The following is an 18,489-nucleotide window of genomic DNA, read 5'->3' on the forward strand; positions in this document are numbered from 1 at the left end:
GTGAGGGCTTTACCGCCTCGTCATGCGCGTTGCGCGCCATTCGATCCGCCGCTAGCGTCCGGCCAACGCGGCCGAGGGGCCGCTGTAAACGTGGGGGTATTCTATGTGGCGCGTTAAGTCGCTCGACGCGATTCTGGCCACGGCCGAGAAGAAATCGCTTCATCGGTCGCTCGGACCTATTCAACTGACCTTGCTGGGGATCGGCGCCATCATCGGCACCGGCATCTTCGTGCTGACGGCCGCCGCCTCGCAGAAGGCCGGCCCCGGCATGATGGTCAGCTTCGTCATCGCCGGCGCGGTCTGCGCCGTCGCGGCGCTCTGCTATTCGGAACTGGCCGCCATGGCCCCGGTCTCGGGCTCGGCCTATACCTATACCTACGCCGTCATGGGCGAGCTTCTGGCCTGGTGCGTGGGCTGGGCTCTGATCCTGGAATACGCCGTCGCGGCCTCGGCCGTTTCGGTGGGCTGGTCCGGCTATGTCATGGGGCTGCTGGAGAACGGTTTAGGCTTCGACTGGCCTGACCTGTTCCAGGCGGGCCCGACCTGGGCCATGAACGGCTTCATCCCGACGCCTGACTTCTCGATGGGCATCATCAATATCCCGGCCATCATCGTCGCACTCGGCGTCACCGCCCTGCTGATGGTCGGCACCACGGAATCGGCCCGCGTCAACGCCGTCCTTGTGGCGATCAAGGTCGCCGCCCTGACCGTCTTCATCGTCCTGACCCTGCCGGTCATCAAGACGGCGAACTTCACGCCCTTCGCGCCCAATGGCCTGTTCGGCGCATCGTCGGGCATGGGCGTGGTCGGCGCCGCCGCTTCGATCTTCTTCGCCTATGTCGGTTTCGACGCGGTCTCCACCGCAGCGGAGGAAACCAAGAATCCCCAGCGCAACGTCCCCATCGGCCTGATCGGTTCGCTGGCGATCTGCACCATCTTCTATCTGCTGGTCGCCATCGGCGCGGTCGGCGCCATCGGGGCCCAACCGGTCGTCGGCGCGGCGGGCGAAGCCGTCCAACCCGGTTCGCCGGCCTTCGTCGCCGCCTGCGCCCTGGCTGAGAACGCCGACCGTCTGGTCTGTTCGAACGAAGCCCTGGCTCACGTCCTGCGCGAGATCAACTGGCCGATCGTCGGCAACGCTCTGGGCACCGCCGCCCTGCTGGCCCTGCCCTCGGTCATCCTGATGATGATCTATGGTCAGACCCGCATCTTCTTCGTGATGGCGCGCGACGGCCTGCTGCCGGAAGGCCTGACCAAGATCCACTCCAAGTGGAAGACGCCCTATATTGTGACCGCCTTCACCGGCATCGCGGTCGCCATCGCGGGCGCCCTGTTCCCGGTCGGTCAGCTGGCCGACATCTCCAACTCGGGCACGCTGTTCGCCTTCTTCATGGTGTCGATCGCCGTGCTGATCCTGCGGGTCAAGGAGCCCAACCGTAAGCGCCCGTTCAAGACGCCTTTGATCTGGCTGTTTGCTCCGCTCTCGGCCTTCGGCTGCGCCTTCCTGTTCTGGAACCTGCCGCACGACGCCAAGATGGTGCTGCCGATCTGGGGCGGCATCGGCCTAGTGATCTACATGCTGTACGGCTACCGCAAGAGCCACGTCGGCCGAGGCGTCTTCGACGTGCCGGAACTGTCCCCCGACGCGCCTCCCGGACCGGTCCCGCCCATGCCCGGCGCGCCCGCTCCCGGTTCCAAGGAAGAACGCGACTGACAGTCCGGGGCCGTCCAGGCGGCCCCGGAGCACCGTCCCCATCTCGCCTCAAGCAGCCCGAAGGGCGGTAGGCCCTGACAAAGAAAAGGCCCCGGAGCGATCCGGGGCCTTTTTGCTTTGGTGCGGATGAGAGGACTCGAACCTCCACGCCTTGCGGCGCTGGAACCTAAATCCAGTGCGTCTACCAGTTCCGCCACATCCGCGTGTAGGCAGGACGGGCCTTCTAGGGGCGTTTCAGCGCCTTAGCAATAGCCCTCAAATCGGAACAAACCGGGCCTATACGGCACGAACCGGAAGGTCTGCGTCACAAAATTCCCCACAGTCTGTTCCGCAGGCGTTCTCATCAGGCGAAGCCAATGTCTGACCGCTTCACCGTCGAGAAGCTGGACTGGCTGGATCAAGTCACAACCGATGTCGGCTTGAGCCCCGTCGGAGCCCGCCTCTGCACGCTCCTTGCCCTGCGGTTCCTCAATCGGGAGACCGGTACCGCCTGGCCTTCTCAGAGCGTCCTTACAGAAATGCTGGGCATCAGTGAGACCACCCTAAAGCGCGTGGTGAAAGAACTGCGAGAGCGGCGGCATATCGAGGTGATCGTCAGTTCAGGGCGCGGGAGAGCTAACGAGTACCGCCCCCTAATGCACTCGCTAAAAGGGTCCACTGACGAGCCCATTTCACGCGATAAAAGGGGCCATCAGCGGCCCCCATCTAATGAACAAAAGGGGCCATTCCTGACGGATAAAAGGGTTCATCAGCGGCCCCTCAACCCTATGAAAGAACCCTTTGAAAGATCTGCAGCCGTCTTGCCGCAATGCGAAATCGAATCGTCAGCGATATTCACATTGATCCCGTCAGCGTCTGCCAGTTGGTCGAATCGAGCGAGGGTGCGTCAAGCCGTGTCATTGCTGGAGGCCGAGGGAATCGATCCGAGGGCACTCCGGATCGCCGTAGCAGCCTTCGTCGCGGACAGCCCGAACGCTAAGGACCAGAACGGTCGCTTCATGGGGCCGGCTCACTCTTGGCTAACCGAGAAGCGCGGATGGGAGGCTTACATGCCAAATTCGGACAACATATTCCTTGCCGACAAACCGCAAGCTGCGAAGGTGTGGCTGTGGAGGGTTCGTGCATGGCAACGATATCCCCGTCTCTGGAAAACCGACGAACACGGCCCAGCTCCTGACACCCCCAACAGTCGGGTGCCGAGGGACATTCTGGCTTACTGCATCGCCAATCCGGACGTAACTATTCAGCCCGCAAACGATCCGCGACAAGCCGGAATTAAGGCCGCCTCATGGGCCTGAGCGACAATCATCCACCGAAGTCCGACTCAGCCAGTCCAAGCGGCTAGCAACACCTGCCCGCACTTGGCGCAAGCCAAGGCGATCAGTTTGGCGCCCAGACACCGTGAAGCCCTTCCAAGCGCGCCAAGCAAGCCTCGCGGGGAGCCTTCTGACCGCCGATGCGGTACCGGGAGCCCCGCGGCTCTGCTCGGTGGAAGCGTAATATCTGCTGCGACCGCGCCTAACTTGCCGCTCCAGCATCCGAAACATCCCATTGAACGGCGCCCCGTTTATAAGGACGATATCACTCAGAAGGCGGGCGCTTCTCGTCTGACGACGGGTAACCGAATATCAGGTTGCGCGCGAGGTATACGAGGCCCCCGCCTACAATGAGAGTGCAGAGAAAGATTGCATATCCCGTTATGGCGGATCTCCTTCGAGGGGCGCTGAAGAAAGCTGTATAGCTCCAAAGTAAGTGACTCGTCACCATTCCACATGCGGCCATGCACCTGATCACCGGCGGTCAGGTCAACTGTACGGCGATGGTCAACTGAACTGGACGCTCTGCGCCAGCGAAGTGGTCCCTGGCGTAGGGATTTCGCAGAAGTCAGTCGGTGTGGGCCTTTATCAATCGCCGCATCGACTCTCCCTTCAACTGAAGGCAGGGCGGACGTGAGCCAGAGTAAACCTCTGCGCGAATTACTGGTGGGGGCTGACGAGATCAGTTTCTGCAACCTCAAGGATCTGTGCAGGCACGACGCGCCTGAAGGCCTACTGCCTCACAAGACACTGAAGAAGCGCCGGAGCGAGGCAGGCCTAACCCGTCCGGATGAAGGACGGCCTGCTTCTCGCCCAGGGTAAGCGCGGTCCTCAACTCGAGTAACCGGTCTTATGGCTAGAACCACTTCATGCGCGACCCGAGCTTAATTCCGTAAACAACAATTAACCCAAAAATACCCACATAAACTGCAACTCGATCTATCCCCACAAAACCGCTCGTCGTCCTATCGCTCAAAACAAGGGCAACCAAGGCTCCAATAACAGTAAAGACCACAGTCGATATGATGAAAAGCTTTTGCATAAACATGGACCTCAAAATTTGTCCCGCCCGAACAGTTCGGGCGGGACATAGAACTTATTTCTCGACAGCACCCTTGCCCATAATATAGCCGCCAGCCGCACCAGCCAAGGATACGCCACCAACCGCTGCTACAGCGGCGACTACGGGAAGGCTTACAGGAAGCGTCGCCGCTGCAACAAGCGCCCCGCCGACGATAGCAGCGCCGGTGGCCACTTTCTCCCAATTTACCGCCCCCGAGACCATATCGATCTCGTCAAAGCTCAGCTCACGAACGTCCATAGCCAGAGTCGTCATGACTCCCTCCTAATACAACATTGATACGTGCGGTCCGGAACGCTCGTAGAGGTTGATATTTGAGAGGCGCTGAGTCAACGTCATAAAGTGAAATTTTCGCGCGTTTTGATATGAGGCATTGTTGTCTGAGTTGTTCCGCAAGGAAGCCGTCCACCACGCCACGCGCCGCCTGGCGGGCGAGGTTGTGCTGGCATCCAGCCTATCATCTCGTCTGCTCGCGGGCATTTCAGTCGTGGTCGTTATTGTGGCTGTCGTGTTCGCGGCGACGGCTTCCTATGCCCGCAAAGAGACTGTCGCTGGCTGGCTGGCGCCTTCTGGCGGCTTGATTCGCCTGGAGGCCCGCCAGGGTGGAATCGTCGAGACGGTCCTAGTGAGTGAAGGCGACATAGTTCGCTCCGGCCAGCCCATCGCCACTGTACGCTTGTCTCAAGCGTTGACAGACGGCGATAGCTTCGCCGCCCTGAGCCGCAGCCTAAAATCCCAGACCGAGGCAGCAGCTTCGCGAGCCCGATCAACTCGGGCTGCTTTGGACGCGGAACGAACGCAGTTGACAGCGCGGCGCCAGGCCCTGTCCCGGGAGCTCTCGCAGGCGCAACGGCGGGCAACACTTCAGGTAGATCGCGTTCGACTGGCTCGCTCAGAAGTGGCGCGCGCCGAAGCTCTCGCAACTCAAGGCTATCTTCCTCGTCGCGAGCTTGAGGCGCGTCAGGCCACGCTCCTATCTATAGAACAGGAACAGGCGGAGTTGGCAGGCGCCGCCCTGTCCTATCAACGTGAGATTGGGGAAGTCTCTGCGCGTCTGGCCGCCATTCCCATTGACCTTCAGACTGCGGACGCGGAAGCCGCATCGGCTATGGCTGGCCTGGAGCAGCAGCAGACCCAGACCGAAGCCCAGTCGTCCTACGTCGTCGTCGCCACTGTCGATGGGCGTGTCGCGGCTCTTCCTGTTCACAAGGGGCAGGGCGTTCCAGCGGGCGCTGCCGTGGCCGTCCTAACCGCAGGCGATACGCCACTGGAGGCTGAGCTCTATGCGCCCTCGCGCGCTTCGGGCTTTATCCGCGACGGCCAAGACGTGCGACTCATGTACCAGGCCTTTCCCTATCAGAAATTCGGCGCGGGAGAGGGCCGGGTCAGCTCCGTGTCGCGCACCGTCTTGGCCCCGGCCGAGGTAGCGATTCCTGGTCTTCAGGTTCAGGAGCCGGTGTTTCGGGTTCGGGTGAAGCTGTCCCGCGACCAAGTCGCGGCCTATGGCCGATCAGTGTCGCTCCAGCCTGGCATGTTATTGACCGCCGATGTCGTGATCGACCGACGCAGCCTTCTGGAGTGGCTGCTCGACCCCCTCTATGCGGCGGGACGACGCGCTTGAGTAACTTGTCGGAATTGAACTTCGCCCGACGGCGTCGCCTGCCGATCATCCAGGCGGCCGAGGCGGCGGAATGCGGCCTGGCCTGTATGGCGATGATCGCGCGGTGGCATGGTCATGACGTCGATCTGAACGGCCTGCGCCAGCGGTTCTCCTTATCGATGGCCGGGGCGACGCTTCGCAGCCTAATGACGATGGGTGACCAGTTGGGCCTGTCGCCTAGGGCGCTGCGCGTCGAGCTCTCGGCGCTCGAAAAGGTCAGGACGCCCGCTATTCTGCATTGGGACCTGAACCACTTCGTTGTGTTGAAGTCCGTAGCGCGCGGCAAGGCTGTGATCCACGATCCCGCCATGGGCTCGCGAACCTATTCGCTTGACGAACTGTCCCGGCATTTCACCGGTGTCGTGCTGGAGTTGTCTCCCTCCGCCTCGTTCCAGAAGGTGACCCAGAAAGCGCCGATCCGGTTGACCAGCCTATGGTCGCGGATGACAGGGTTCTGGCCCGCCTTCTTCCAGATTCTGGCCCTTTCCCTGGCGCTTCAGGTCGCCGCCTTCGCCATGCCCTTCCAGATGCAGTTGGTGGTGGACGAGGCCATCCTGCGTGGCGACGGCGACCTCCTGACGGTGCTGGCTCTGGGATTTGGCGCTCTAGTCATCGTCCAGGCTCTCATCGAGGCGCTGCGCGGCTGGGCGCTTCAGGTCTTCGGATACATGCTCAGTTTCCAGATGGTCGGAAATCTGGTGCGTCATCTGATGCGGCTGCCGTCCCCCTGGTTCGAGAAGCGGCACGTTGGCGATATCCTCTCGCGCATCGGTTCGGCATCATCCATTCAGGACGTGCTGACGCGCGGAGTGATCGCCGCCATCATCGATGGGCTAATGGCTGTCGTCGCCGTCATCATCCTCTGGGTCTATTCGCCCACTCTAACGACTGTGGTCGTCTTCGCCGTCCTCATCAGTTTGGGACTGACCATGGCCGTCTTCCCCGCGCTCCGTGCCCGCACGGAAGAACAGATCATCGAAAGCGCCCGCGAGCAGTCACACATCATGGAGACGGTGAGGGCTGCGACCACCATCAAGATCATGGGCCGCGAGGCCGAGCGGGAGAGTTCCTGGCGCAACCTCTACGCCAATGTCGTCAACGCTTCCGTCTCCGTCGGCAAATTTCAGATCTCACTTGGCCTGGTTCAGTCCATCGTCAGCGGCCTCCAGACTGTCATTGTCATCTATCTGGGCGCTCGCACTATCCTGGCCGGCGATGGTTTTTCGGTCGGGATGCTTATCGCCTTCCTGTCTTTCCGCCAGACCTTCACAGACAGGGTCATAGCCCTCATTAACCAAGCTATCCAGTTCCGCTTTCTCGGTTTGCATCTGGAGCGTCTGGCCGACATCGTCGCGACTGAGCCCGAGACTACGGACGAGATCTTGCCGCAGTTGGAGGTCCGGGGTGCGATGCGTCTCCAAGACCTAGATTTCCAGTATGGCCCGGCCGACCGTCCGATTTTGTCCCAACTTAACCTGACCATTGAGCCCGGCGAGTTCATCGCCATCACCGGCGCTTCCGGCGGCGGGAAGACGACCCTGCTGAAGCTAATGCTTGGTCTTCAGGCGCCCACCGGCGGGCGGATTGAACTGGACGGCCAGCCCGCCACCCCGGCGCTGTGGCGAGCGTGGCGAGAGAAAGTCGGCTTGGTGGCTCAGGACGACCGATTGCTGTCCGGCACCATCGCCGACAACATCGCCTTCTTCGACCCTGACTTGGACATGGCGCGCGTCCAACATGCGGCGATGGCGGCCCAGGTGCATGAAGACATCGCGCGGTTGCCGATGCAGTATCTGTCTCTGGTCGGCGATATGGGCTCGACCTTGTCAGGCGGCCAGAGGCAACGCGTCCTTCTGGCCCGCGCCCTCTATCGTCAGCCTCGTATCCTCGTCCTTGATGAAGGCACCGCCAATCTCGACGTGCAGACTGAGGAGGTGATCGCCGAGTTGATCGCCGCCTTGCCCATTACCCGAATTGTGGTTGCACATCGCCCCGCTCTGTTGGCCCGCGCCGGGCGGGTCATGGTGATGACTGATGGGGGATTGGAAGAGGCGAAAGTGACGCTACAGAACGAAGCCGCATAGTTTCCTGCGAAAATGCAGGGCATCGCTCAAAAGCCGCCGCTGCGAACGCGTCGTTAGAGGCTCACAACTGGACGGGAGCGAACAGATCGTCCTCGAAATCGAGAACCTCTTTGACGCTCGCCCAAGCGCGCGACTTTTGGATCGACGGCCAGCACCCGGTTACGGCTGACGTGCCCCTGAGAATTTCCTCCACGCGGAGCTAGAGTCCGGCCCTTGAAAGGACGGACGGAATGAAACGAGCGAGGTTCACGGAAGAGCAGATCATCGGGATCCTGCGGGAGAACGAGGCTGGCGCCAAAGCGGGCGAGCTGGCGCGCAAGCACGGCGTGTCGGAGGGCACGATCTACGCCTGGAAAGCCAAGTTCGGCGGGATGAGCGTGTCGGACGCCCAGCGGCTGCGCGCCCTGGAAGACGAGAACGGCAGGCTGAAGCGTCTTTTGGCCGACGCCATGCTGGACAAGGCGGCGCTGAACGATCTGCTTTCAAAAAAGTGGTAGGGCCCGCTGCGATGCGCCAGGCCGTCGCTCATTTGAAGGCGGCGTTTGGCGTCAGCGAACGGCGGGCCTGCTCCATCATCAAGGCCGACCGCAAGTCGGTGCGCTATCGGTCCTGCCGTCCGCCGGACACGGCGCTGCGGGAGCGGCTGCGCGTACTTGCCGCTGAGCGGCGACGGTTGGGCTATCGCCGGCTGTTCGTGTTGTTTTGACGTGCCGGCGAGCTTTCGAGCAAGAACCGGATCTACCGGGTCTATCGCGAGGAAGGCCTGACGGTGCGTAAGCGCCGCTCCCATCGTCGCGCCATCGGCACGCGGGGCCCGAAAGCCTGAGTTCGACATGCCTCTTCGCGCACTCTGCCTAAGGGAGGTCCGCGACTAGAGACCTCACGCGCTGGACGGCAGCGGCGAGATGAAGCCGTGGCGGATCGGCATTAGAAACAGACATAGCTCCAGAGTGGACCACAAATCCCTCGGAGGCTTTAATCGCTCTCACGGCCTCGTGAAAACCCTGTCGCACCTGGTTGTTGGGGTTGAGCTTGCATTCGATCGCAACGACAGGACCGCAACGGGGTCTGAAATCGAGAACAAGATCGATCTCGCGATTGTCGTGTCGGTAGAACTGAGGGATCCCTTTGTCATCCGCCGCCAGGATCAGGCTCTCAATCGCATAGCCTTCCCACCACGGACCAGCCCTCGACGGCGTGCGCAACTGCTCCACTGTCTCAACACCGAGCAGGGCGTTGAGGACGCCGCTGTCCCGAACGTAGACCTTGCGCTTCTTTCCCAAGCCGACATTTCCGCCCTCAGGGTGGTTCGACAGCCGCCGCGTCAGGCCCAGGTCGTCGAAGACGGTCAACGCCGTTCTGAGTTCGTCTTTGGAGGCGAAGGTGCAGCTTCCTTCGTCCAGCTCATCGCCTTGTTTGTTGGCGATCCACCTCAGAAGGTCCGGCAGGCGCTGTCCGGGTGAGATGTTCAGGCTTGAATAGTCATGCGCGAGAAGATTCCGGATCATCGCCCGACGTCGAACCAGGCTGATCTCATCGCTCTCTGCATCGAGGCTGTTGGGCAGACCGCCCCTCAGCCAATGGACATCCGGGTCAAACGCTGGCGCGTTGGTGGCGCTCGCCTGGGGGGAGCGATCGTCGGACGGCTCCCGAGGATCATGGCTTCCCAACTGCTCGGCGGCGTAGTCTTCGGCCTGAAGCGGGGCCAAGTGCACAAGACCCACGGTGCCTGTCAGCCGGCGTTGAAGCGCGCGCGTTGTCGCCAGATCGATAGGAGCCACGACGAACCGCGCTCCCCCGCCCCGCCTCTCGAGGTCGCGAAACCCCTCAACGAAATCGTCGAGCTGACTGAATTCGAAATGGTCGAGAATTTGGATCGGCGCGGCACGCTCCACGTTCCCGGCCAGGCGCTCGATCCACTGAGCATCGTCCCGCTCATCGCACCACTGCGCTAATAGCCTCGATCGTCCCGCACAGGGCAGGCCGCTGAGGATGACCACCCGGTGGCCACGTACCCCCGCATCGAGCGCCGCCATCGCCCGCTGGCGACGCACTACTTCGGTCTCACAAGATCGAGAACCACGACCCTCACCCGGCCGGCCCGCGTCTGGGCGCTGCCCGCAGCCAGAGCACCCTGCAGTGCATCGGGTGTCGTCGGGATGGCCGCTTTGCCTGGCGGGCGCTTGAGCGGCTTGGTCGTCCCGGCGCCGAACCACAGAACGAGGTAGATTCCGGCCTCCGCTCTCCAGTCGTTGACGTATAGACGATCAAGCTGATGGTCGGCGGCGGTCCAGAGTTCGGGATGCCACTGCCCCTTGATCTCGATAGGCGTCATCATGGCGCCCAGCTGGCAGATGATGTCGGCCCGCTTGTCGTCGGCCAGATGTCCTTCTGGATCGGCGTGGATCTCGAAAGCCACGGGTCGCAACATCTTGAGGATCTCGTCGCGGCAATGCTCCTCGTCTCGAGGAGCATTGCCGTCCCAGAAGGCCTTATAGTAGTCCACGTCGGCGCCGCGCAGCTTGCGCTGCAGCACTTCTAGCTCCTCGAGCATTACCTGCTGCAGCTGGAGCGCCGTGGTGGGAGGCCCGTCGGTCACCGCCGCGCGAACGGTCGCCAGCGCCGGCGCCCTCCAGTCGGTCTCGACGGCCTTCCGCTTCTGCTCGGCGGCGGCGGACTTCAGGCGATCCGAATAGCCGTCAGGCTCCTGCTCGCTCAGGGTCTTCATGGCGGCGATCGCCGCCGGGGAGATGTCGTTGCCGAGCCGGTTGATCAGCGCGACGACGAAGTCGGCAGCGTCCCACGCATTCGTATCGCCCGAGGTCACGCCGGAGGGCCGCGAGCACATCGGATAGCGGCTTCGGAACTGGTCCAGCAGCCAGTGGAGCTGTGCGGCGTCGAGCTGCAGCCGGCCCGGATCTTCGCGGCGCCCGCCAAGACGCGCCCGAATGTGCCAGAGCAGTTCTTCCTCAACCGTTCCGCCGCCGACGAGCTCAGGCGCGACCTGGTCAAAATCGATCAGGATTCCGACAGCATCCCAGTTCCGACGCCGTTCGTCGTCCAAACCAGACCCAGCACGCCGTGCGCGCATGATGTCACGGAGCGCATCGCGCGCAGCAGGCGTGACGAGGGCCATATCGATCAGTTCCCCCTCCGGATCACACGCCATGGCGGGGAAGCGCTTCAGCCATTCGATCGCCAGCGCCACGGCCAGGCTCTTGTCCCGTTCCTCCCGAACAAGGGCATAGAGACCCGACACATGCGCCTTGCCCGCGGCGAGCTGCGGCTCCAAGAAAAGGCGCTGCACCGCTTCCCAGCAATCCCGTCCACGCACAGCGTCAGCGAGCGCCTTGTCCAGATTGGGAAGCCCGGCATGATCGTGGATCGGTGCGTGCATCAGCTCGCACAGCCCCGCCATCAGCCGCTCGTCTGGAAGATCGTCGAAACCCCTGGCCGTCCTGAGCCGCTCGGCCAGGGCAGCCACGACGATGTAGGCCGCGTCCCAGTGTCGGCTTTCAGCGTGGCTCTCAGCGATATCGGCGGCCGTCGGCTTGGCAGGCGCGGCTTCGAGAAAGGCCTCAAAGCCGGCAAGGCAGGCCGCGCAGATCTCGTCACCAAGCCATTCGGTGAGGCGGCCCGGGCCGTCGTCAGTCTTATCGCCGATGTCGTGGAAGAGATTGAGGTAGGCCTTCGCGGGTTCGACGATGGCGCCGTAATGTCCCGCGCGGATCTGCTCGATGCGGCCGGCGTAGCCCTTGCGGTGCTTGGCCCAGGAAGCTTCGCGCTCTCGCCGTCGCTGATACTCCCTCTCCTGCTGCTTCAGCTTCCATTCCGGAACGACCGGGATTGGGAGGTCGGCGAGCCAAGCGAGCGCCTCCTCGTCGACCCCGGCGAACCTCAGGGCCGCCTCACGGCTCCTGGCACCCTCAGTTTCGCTATGCTGGCCAAGCTTGACCACGTCGCGCCAACGCGGATCGCCGCTTTCCAGATGATCGAGCAGGGCGATGACGTCATCTTCGTTGACCTGAAGGCCGTTCGATCGATCGACCATCCGCCAGTAGCGCCCCCAAACCTCCAGCTCACCCGGCTGGTCAAGAACCACATAGCGTTGGACGGCGCGTCGCAAGGAGACGTCTTGCACGAAATGGCGGCTAACCCCGTCGCGAGCTTCACGATCGACGCCGGAGTGCATATTGAACGGTGCCAGCCAGGAAGCGACCTTCTCCGGCGTGGTCGGACCATGCGCCAAGCGACGCGCCAGCAACTCGTAGGCAAGGTCGGTGATGGCGCGATCAGGATCATAGTCGTCCCGATCGGCGTCGCCGGCTTCCAGCGCAGCGATAGCGTCGAGGATAACGTCGATCCTCTCGCCAGGAAGATTGCGCACGAAGCTGAAGAACAGTCCGATCGTACGGGTCGACTGAGCAAGCTGGGCGACCACCATCCTAACCAGCAGATCGTTTTCGAAGGCCGCGTAGCCGATCAGCTCCGTCAGCTCGAGCGCCAGGCGAACACCGTCCTCGCCTTCCTCGGCTACAAGCTGGGAGACGATTTCCGGCCAGTCTTCCGCCCTTGCCGCCTCGACAAGCCGTTCAGCCGCGTCGCTGCGAATACCGAAGGGCTCGCCTTGATCGAGGGCGAGCTTGCACAGCAGGTCGGCGAGTTCGTCGATCAGAGACGAGCCCTGGAACGCCCGCAGCAGGATCCGCTTCAGCGCCCACGCCGTGTCCGCGCCGCCGAGAAGCGCCCGCACCTTGGGCACCAGGGCAGGCTGGGCGAAGCCGCCGATCACAATTTCGCTCCATCCGACGAAGTTCGGATGAGCCTCGGAAAGATTTTCCAGCCCACTCAGGAGCGCTTGCGCCTGGGTTTTACTCAGGACTCCCACGTCGCCGTACTGCACCACCCCTAGCGGATCGGCGGCGATGGCGATTACGGCCAGTTCCGGGCTGTGCCAGGCCAGCCAGGCGTGAAGTCCTCGCAGGCTCGCCGGCACGAGATCGTCTTCGACGAAGAGGGCGTGAAGGCGTCTGCGCTTGCGACCAGTATCCGCCTGGCGCGCCAGCCAGCGAGCGCCGAGATACTCGCCGATCGCTCGGTGAGCATAGGTGAAACGCTCCGGCTCCGACGCCACGAACAGCCGCGACCCCAGAACATCCGTGATCGCGAGGCCGGCCGGCAGCCCCTTGACCTCGCTCGCCGCGACATCCTCGTCGCCGACGCTCGCCTTGGTCGATATCGCTTCCTTGCCAGTCAGGATCAGGGCCGCGAAGGCGGCGCCGGCAGCGTCCAACACGTCCGCTTCAGAGATCTGGGCGAGCCGATCCCCCGCCTTTTCCTCGCGGTGCTCTCGCCTGAGCAACTTCGTCGCTTCGTTGAACAGCTCGCCCTTGGATGTTGGGAGCCGATTGGCGCGCGCCACCTCCTGGACTAGGCTCAGGGTTTGAGGGTTGCTCCACAGACCGGTCAGCCCCTTCTCCTCAAGACCCCGGGTCGTCGCCTCAGCCTGCTCGTCGCCCAGGGTCTCCGTCAGGAACGTCACGGCGTCAGGCCGCTCGAGCGGCTCGATATGCAGTTGCAGAGGGTCGGTCTCGTAGAGATCGCGCAAGCCCTGGAGCGCGGTGGCGCTGCGCCAATCGGCGACCCGGCAGGCGAGGATGAACCTGGGAAGCTTCAGGGCCGCGAGCTTGGCGACCACCCGATCAACGGCGTCCCCCGCGCCGTGTGCGGGCACCTCGTCGAGAGCGTCGATCACGAGCGTCTGAGTGTCGCTGAACCGTTCGACGACATCCGGCCAATTGATGAGTGCCCGCGCCGTGCAGCGCGCGTAGCCGTCTACACCGTCGAGCTTGGCCAGAAGCGTGGACTTGCCCATCCCCGCCTCCCCGAGGACGATGAGCGAGCGCGGGTCCGTCTGGAGAAAGCTCTCATCTACAACATGGGTCTGGCTTCCATCGCTGTACCAGAGGGTCCGTTGCAGAATCGAGTTCGTCACGCGGGCAAGTTGCCGAATTTATCCGGCACTTGCCAGCCCCTCGACGCAGCCGATGGCGGCGATCGTCTAGGCCACTCTTCGAGCGTCTGCCGACTTCAACGACCCTTTGATATCGGCGCAGCACTTCATCATGAAGCCCTTCTCGTAGACCCGACGGATGTTGATCAGAGGCGTCAGCTGGTCCTGATTGAGCGACCGATAGTCGAAAGTGTGGATTACCCACACTCAGGTCCAATGACCCCCGGCCCCGGACGCGGTTGCGGGCTTCTTTGAAACGCCCAAAAGCGAGCACACACTACGCACACCTGCGAACTTCGATAAGCCATTGTACTAAAATGCAAAACGATTTTGCCCCCCTTGGGTGACTAGTCGCACACTTTTTGCTCGGGGCAATATTTTCAATGGGTTAACCTGGGTGACTAGTCACACACTTATGGACGATAGGTGTCAAATGAAGCACGCGAATATGGGCCTGCTCGGCTCCCCAAAACTTGGACGACCGCGCACCAACTAGCATTAAAGCCGCCCCTCCCTGGAACAAGTCGAGGCCGCCATCCTGGAGTGCGAGAGTCGCAAACCACTTGCCTAAATCGATAGGATGTGAAATCTACATCCTATAGACCGGTAAATCGATGCGCGCCAAAGAACTCATCCCTATCCTCGCTGAGATCTACAGCTTCCCGTTCGAGACGGCGTTCATGATCGACCGCTCGCTTGCAGAGAATGGCCTACGGGCGAAGGGTCGAGGCAAGACCATCCCGCAGATGACACGCCGTGAGGCGATCATTTTCTTGGTCGCCTGCATGGTGAATCAGCGAACAACGCGCGGTGCCGATGACGTCATTCCTTGGCTCAGCGCGGAGGGGCAACTGCAGGATTACTTCAGCGGGGTGCCGGACGAGGTCGCGGCTGCAGCCCTCGGGATTGATGCGGCCAAGTTCAATCGCCCCAAAATTCAAGATAGTCCGCTTGCCTACAATTATTCTGTCGATGAAGTGCTGAGGACATTGGGCTACGGCAACGACCGCAAGCCTGATGACATCAATCTGATCGACTTTCTGGAGGCGACTTGCGATTTCATCGAAAGCGCCCCTTCAGAAGCAGAAGGGTTCCGCCTGGAAATTAGTCTATCGCACGGCTGGGCTACTCTTACCTGGCCGGGCGTGAGCCTACTGAAATCCCGTATCGAGTTTTCTGCCAAAGACAAAGTCCTGACCTTTGACAAGCGTGTTCAGATCAGCCGGTCAACTTCAATCGAGGGTGGGGCGCTTTTGGCGCTGACGTCCCGAACCCCGTCACGGCAGGGGACAAATGCAAACCCGTCCTGAAACCGGCCTCCCTACCCTCCTCACGCTAAAGGAAGTCTGCGCCGCGCTCCGCCTTTCCGAGAAGACGGTGATGACCCTCATCCACGACCGGTACATCCGGGCCATCAAAACCGGCCGCCAGTGGCGCATCCGCTCTGACGACCTCGACAGCTACACACGAGGCGAAACATGTCCCTCCATCGGCGCGGTGATACCTGGCATTACGATTTCTGGTTCGCAGGCGAGCGATTTCGCGGCACCACGCGCTGCAGGAAAAAGGGCGATGCCCAAAAGGTCGTCGACAACCTCCGCCGAGATCTTGCCTTGGGAGCATCTGACGCGGCCCAAGACCAGACGCTGAAAGAGGTTTCAGTGGAGTGGTTCAAGGCCAAGGTGGCTGGGACCAAGGCCGAGGCCACTGTAGCTTTCCGACTGAATATCATGCTGCGCCATTTTGACGGCGAAGCCTTGATCTCGACCATCGGCGCGGCTGAGGTTCAGACCGCCATCGGTCGGCGGCGGGTCGAGACAACGCGCCAAGGAAAACTGCCCTCCAACAGCACCGTCAACCGCGACTTGATCGACACCACGCTGCGCCCGATCCTGCGGTTCGCTCGCCGAAACCTCGAGCTGAAGGTACGCGAAATCCCCTGGAGCGATCTGCGGCTAAAGGAGCCCAAGGGTCGAACCAGAACCTTCAGTGCTGATGAGATCGACGCATGGCGTGGAAGCATGCCCGAGTGGCATCGCCCGCTGTTCGACTTCATAAATCGCTATGGTGTGCGCCTGACTGAGGCCTTCTTCCCCCTCGACGCAATCGACGTCGCCGGCGGCCGGGTGGCGCTGAGGGCGCGCAAGAACGGCGGCACCCATTACCTCCCTCTCCTCCCCGACGATCTGTCTGACATGAAAGCCCGATTGGGCCGCGCGCGTGAGGCCGATCTGGACACTGTCTGGTTCAGGCAGAAGCGGAACGGCGAGCTGCAGGCGATTACGCCCAGGGGCCACCAATCCGCGTCTCAGGCCGCCCTCAAGACCGCGAAGATCACCGACGCCCGGCCAGTCCATGATAGGCGCCACCATGCGGCGACGACCGCTCTGAAGACCTCAGGTAATCTCGCCGTAGTGAAGCAGCTCCTCGGGCATGAAAGCATCACTTCTACAGCGCGCTACGCCCACGTTTCAGATGCCGACGTGCTTGCCGCACTCGGTCACAAAATCCCCCACACAGAGGCCCACATGTCCGAAAATAACAAGGATAACAACGCGCAGGATGCGGGATGACCCGAAACCTAAATCCAGTGCGTCTACCAGTTCCGCCACATCCGCTTGGGCAGGTGGTGGGCTCTAGAGGGCCGGACGCCGCCTGACAAGAGCCTCCAGCGGCCTTCAGCGGCGTCCGGCGACCAGTTCGTTGCGGATCGTCCGTCCCAGGGGATCGCGAGCCTGCCAGCTTTGACCGATGTCGGCCTCGACCATGCGGCTACAGAAGCGTGGCAGAATCTGGCGTGGCCTGAACCCGGTCAAACAGATCTTGTCGCCCTCCCGGCTCCAGCGCGCGCTCAACTGACGCCCGTCCGAGAACTGGGACACATAGCGGCCGTCCGGCTCGAAAAAATGCTTCACCCACTGGCCGTTGGGATAGTGAGACACGATGGTGTTGCCAAAGGCCTCCGCCATATCGGCCCGCGCCGGGGCCGTAGAGGCGACGACGACGCCCAGCGCCAGGCCGCAACCGATCAGGACCGTCCGCATCATCCCCTCCGCGTCTTTCCGACCAGATATTACCGATCGTTAAGACTTTGCAAGCCGGAGGGTTCCGGACGGTCCGTGCGTCGGATCAGACGTTGCCGCGGCGGCTCGATTCGAACAGGAACCAGACGCGCTTCTCGCTCTCGTCGATCCAGTTCTCCAGCAGGCTGGCGGTCGCCACGTCGTTGTGCTCGTCGCAAAGATCGTGGACCTCGCGCATACGCCCGACCAGGTCGTTGTTGTCGTCCCGCAGTTCGGCCAGCATGTCGAGCGCATCCACGAACTCGGCGTCATTGTCGAGAACGCGCGATTCGCGGGCGATCTGACCGACAGAGCGCAGAGTGGTCCCGCCGATCTTGCGCGCCCGTTCGGCGATCAGATCGGTCATGGCCAGGATCTCGGCCGATTGTTCGTCCAGCATCAGGTGATAGTCGCGGAAATGCGGGCCGGACACGTGCCAGTGGAAATTCTTGGTCTTGATATAGAGCGCGAAGACATCCGCCAGCAGGGTCGTCAGAGCGGCGGAAATATCCCGCGTCGCGGCCTCCGACAGGCTGGTGGGGGTTTTCAACGGCGCCAGACGTTTCTCGTGGGCGGTGGCCATGGTCATTCTCCTCAGCTGAAGCACCGCTTAGCTAGGGAGCGTGAGGTCCCAGCGAAAGCCCCGGCGCCCTTCATTTTTGCCGTTGCGTACATTGTCCGTATACCAATGTTCGCTACAGTCGAAGCTTGCGACTTCAGACACGACCCCGGACTGGGTCCAGATCCCGGCTCAGATCGTCATGAGATACAATATTTGCAGTCGCACCTGGGACCAGGGCGAGCGGCCCGTCCACCTTACCTCCATATCGCAGGGCCAATACAGCATCAGCGACGACCCGGACGCGGTGATCACGACGGTCCTCGGCTCGTGTGTCGCAGCCTGTATTCGCGACCCCAAGCGAGGCGTGGGCGGCATGAACCATTTCGTTCTCCCCGAATCTCCGACGCCGCTTTCGGAGCAGGACGACCCGTCGCGCTACGGCTCCTACCTCATGCAGCGTCTGGTCGACGACCTGCTGGAAGCCGGAGCCAATCCCCACCGTCTCGAAGCCATGGTGTTCGGCGGCGCCAGTCCCGGCGATTCGTTCTACAATGTGGGGGCGCGCAATGTGGCCTTCGCCGAGGGTTTCCTCGCTGACCGGGGCATAGCGATCGTCGATTCGATCTGCGGCGGGCGTTCAGGATGCAAGGTGGAATACTGGCCGGCGTCCGGCAAACTGATCCATACGCCTTTGGGGCAAGACGGGAAGGCCTGAGCCGCCGCCCACAAGCTTCGCCGGGTTCTGCCCCTAGCAGCCGTTGGTCCCAAGTCCTGAACCTAGAGCCGCGGCGGGGAGCCGGCGGGCCGCGATGATGGATGACCGACCAATCGACCAGTCGGCTCGGTTATCGCTGGAGCGGTATGTGCTGGCGCCTCCCCTGCTGACGCCGATCGACCGGTTCACGCAACGGAACAGGCCAGCGGCGCGCCTGGCGTTGTTCGACGCCAGCTGAACCAGCAGGAGATCTCGTGGGCGCTGCTGTGTGTCGCCAACTGG

At 62.3% G+C, this 18,489-nt stretch carries 13 protein-coding genes, 1 tRNA gene and 1 pseudogene; 9 read left to right on the forward strand and 6 right to left on the reverse strand.

Translation table 11 applies throughout. From position 1 onward, the window contains the following. The first annotated feature begins 103 nt into the window (after positions 1-103). The gene (locus tag ACW18C_RS09560; RefSeq protein ID WP_492070645.1) at positions 104-1,714 is read left to right on the forward strand and encodes an amino acid permease; all 1,611 of its coding nucleotides are present in this window, start codon (positions 104-106) and stop codon (positions 1,712-1,714) included. A gap of 118 nt (positions 1,715-1,832) precedes the next feature. Here ACW18C_RS09560 and ACW18C_RS09565 read toward each other — a convergent pair. After that, a tRNA-Leu gene (locus tag ACW18C_RS09565) sits at positions 1,833-1,917 on the reverse strand. Positions 1,918-2,070: 153 nt separating this feature from the next. Between ACW18C_RS09565 and ACW18C_RS09570 the strand changes: the two genes are divergently transcribed. Beyond that, a complete protein-coding gene (locus tag ACW18C_RS09570; RefSeq protein ID WP_492070646.1) occupies positions 2,071-3,012 on the forward strand; it encodes a helix-turn-helix domain-containing protein in 942 nt (313 codons plus the stop codon). Positions 3,013-4,126: 1,114 nt separating this feature from the next. On the opposite strand, the gene ACW18C_RS09575 is transcribed toward ACW18C_RS09570, so the two are convergent. Continuing rightward, entirely contained in the window at positions 4,127-4,366 is a 240-nt protein-coding gene (locus ACW18C_RS09575) for a hypothetical protein (protein ID WP_492070647.1), read from the reverse strand. Between the two features lie 121 nt (positions 4,367-4,487). Between ACW18C_RS09575 and ACW18C_RS09580 the strand changes: the two genes are divergently transcribed. From ACW18C_RS09580 to ACW18C_RS09590, 3 genes and pseudogenes are all read left to right on the forward strand, one after another. Further along, positions 4,488-5,732: a beta-barrel domain-containing protein gene (locus ACW18C_RS09580; protein ID WP_492070649.1), complete on the forward strand. Its 1,245-nt coding sequence runs from the start codon at positions 4,488-4,490 to the stop codon at positions 5,730-5,732. Beyond that, a complete protein-coding gene (locus tag ACW18C_RS09585; RefSeq protein WP_492070651.1) occupies positions 5,690-7,855 on the forward strand; it encodes a peptidase domain-containing ABC transporter in 2,166 nt (721 codons plus the stop codon). Before ACW18C_RS09580 ends, ACW18C_RS09585 begins: the two co-directional genes overlap by 43 nt. A 230-nt stretch (positions 7,856-8,085) precedes the next feature. Next, positions 8,086-8,672: pseudogene (locus ACW18C_RS09590) on the forward strand (transposase); the annotation flags it as partial. Positions 8,673-8,709: 37 nt separating this feature from the next. Here the strand turns inward: ACW18C_RS09590 and ACW18C_RS09595 are convergent. Next, positions 8,710-9,909, reverse strand: a complete 1,200-nt coding sequence (locus ACW18C_RS09595; protein ID WP_492070652.1) for a DUF8612 domain-containing protein — start codon at positions 9,907-9,909, stop codon at positions 8,710-8,712. Then, positions 9,909-13,850 (reverse strand): NACHT domain-containing antiphage protein EruA, encoded by a 3,942-nt coding sequence (gene eruA / locus ACW18C_RS09600; RefSeq protein ID WP_492070654.1) that lies wholly within the window; start codon positions 13,848-13,850, stop codon positions 9,909-9,911. The genes ACW18C_RS09595 and eruA overlap by 1 nt, the downstream gene beginning before the upstream one ends. A gap of 632 nt (positions 13,851-14,482) precedes the next feature. Here eruA and ACW18C_RS09605 point away from each other — a divergent pair. Next, positions 14,483-15,178: a hypothetical protein gene (locus tag ACW18C_RS09605; protein WP_492070656.1), complete on the forward strand. Its 696-nt coding sequence runs from the start codon at positions 14,483-14,485 to the stop codon at positions 15,176-15,178. A 168-nt stretch (positions 15,179-15,346) separates the two neighbouring features. Then, positions 15,347-16,441, forward strand: coding sequence for a tyrosine-type recombinase/integrase (locus tag ACW18C_RS09610; RefSeq protein ID WP_492070658.1), 1,095 nt, complete (start codon positions 15,347-15,349; stop codon positions 16,439-16,441). Positions 16,442-16,546: 105 nt separating this feature from the next. On the opposite strand, the gene ACW18C_RS09615 is transcribed toward ACW18C_RS09610, so the two are convergent. Together ACW18C_RS09615 and ACW18C_RS09620 are read right to left on the reverse strand one after the other, a co-directional pair. Then, entirely contained in the window at positions 16,547-16,915 is a 369-nt protein-coding gene (locus ACW18C_RS09615; protein WP_008258840.1) for a hypothetical protein, read from the reverse strand. A gap of 82 nt (positions 16,916-16,997) precedes the next feature. Continuing rightward, the gene (locus ACW18C_RS09620) at positions 16,998-17,513 is read right to left on the reverse strand and encodes a Dps family protein (RefSeq protein WP_197019716.1); all 516 of its coding nucleotides are present in this window, start codon (positions 17,511-17,513) and stop codon (positions 16,998-17,000) included. Positions 17,514-17,796: 283 nt separating this feature from the next. On the opposite strand from ACW18C_RS09620, the gene ACW18C_RS09625 reads away from it, so the two are divergent. Together ACW18C_RS09625 and ACW18C_RS09630 are read left to right on the forward strand one after the other, a co-directional pair. After that, the gene (locus ACW18C_RS09625; RefSeq protein ID WP_492070660.1) at positions 17,797-18,207 is read left to right on the forward strand and encodes a chemotaxis protein CheD; all 411 of its coding nucleotides are present in this window, start codon (positions 17,797-17,799) and stop codon (positions 18,205-18,207) included. A gap of 97 nt (positions 18,208-18,304) precedes the next feature. Further along, positions 18,305-18,445, forward strand: a complete 141-nt coding sequence (locus tag ACW18C_RS09630; protein WP_492070662.1) for a hypothetical protein — start codon at positions 18,305-18,307, stop codon at positions 18,443-18,445. Positions 18,446-18,489 lie beyond the last annotated feature (44 nt).

This window comes from Brevundimonas sp. FV1ye7S, assembly GCF_058680995.1.

Excerpts from the sequence above, each read along its gene's own strand:
- ACW18C_RS09560 (WP_492070645.1), top strand. The coding sequence starts at position 104 with ATGTGGCGCGTTAAGTCGCTCGACGCGATTCTGGCCACGGCCGAGAAG.
- ACW18C_RS09570 (WP_492070646.1), top strand. The coding sequence starts at position 2,071 with ATGTCTGACCGCTTCACCGTCGAGAAGCTGGACTGGCTGGATCAAGTC.
- ACW18C_RS09620 (WP_197019716.1), bottom strand. The coding sequence starts at position 17,513 with ATGGCCACCGCCCACGAGAAACGTCTGGCGCCGTTGAAAACCCCCACC.
- ACW18C_RS09575 (WP_492070647.1), bottom strand. The coding sequence starts at position 4,366 with ATGACGACTCTGGCTATGGACGTTCGTGAGCTGAGCTTTGACGAGATC.
- ACW18C_RS09630 (WP_492070662.1), top strand. The coding sequence starts at position 18,305 with ATGGATGACCGACCAATCGACCAGTCGGCTCGGTTATCGCTGGAGCGG.
- ACW18C_RS09615 (WP_008258840.1), bottom strand. The coding sequence starts at position 16,915 with ATGATGCGGACGGTCCTGATCGGTTGCGGCCTGGCGCTGGGCGTCGTC.
- ACW18C_RS09605 (WP_492070656.1), top strand. The coding sequence starts at position 14,483 with ATGCGCGCCAAAGAACTCATCCCTATCCTCGCTGAGATCTACAGCTTC.
- ACW18C_RS09610 (WP_492070658.1), top strand. The coding sequence starts at position 15,347 with ATGTCCCTCCATCGGCGCGGTGATACCTGGCATTACGATTTCTGGTTC.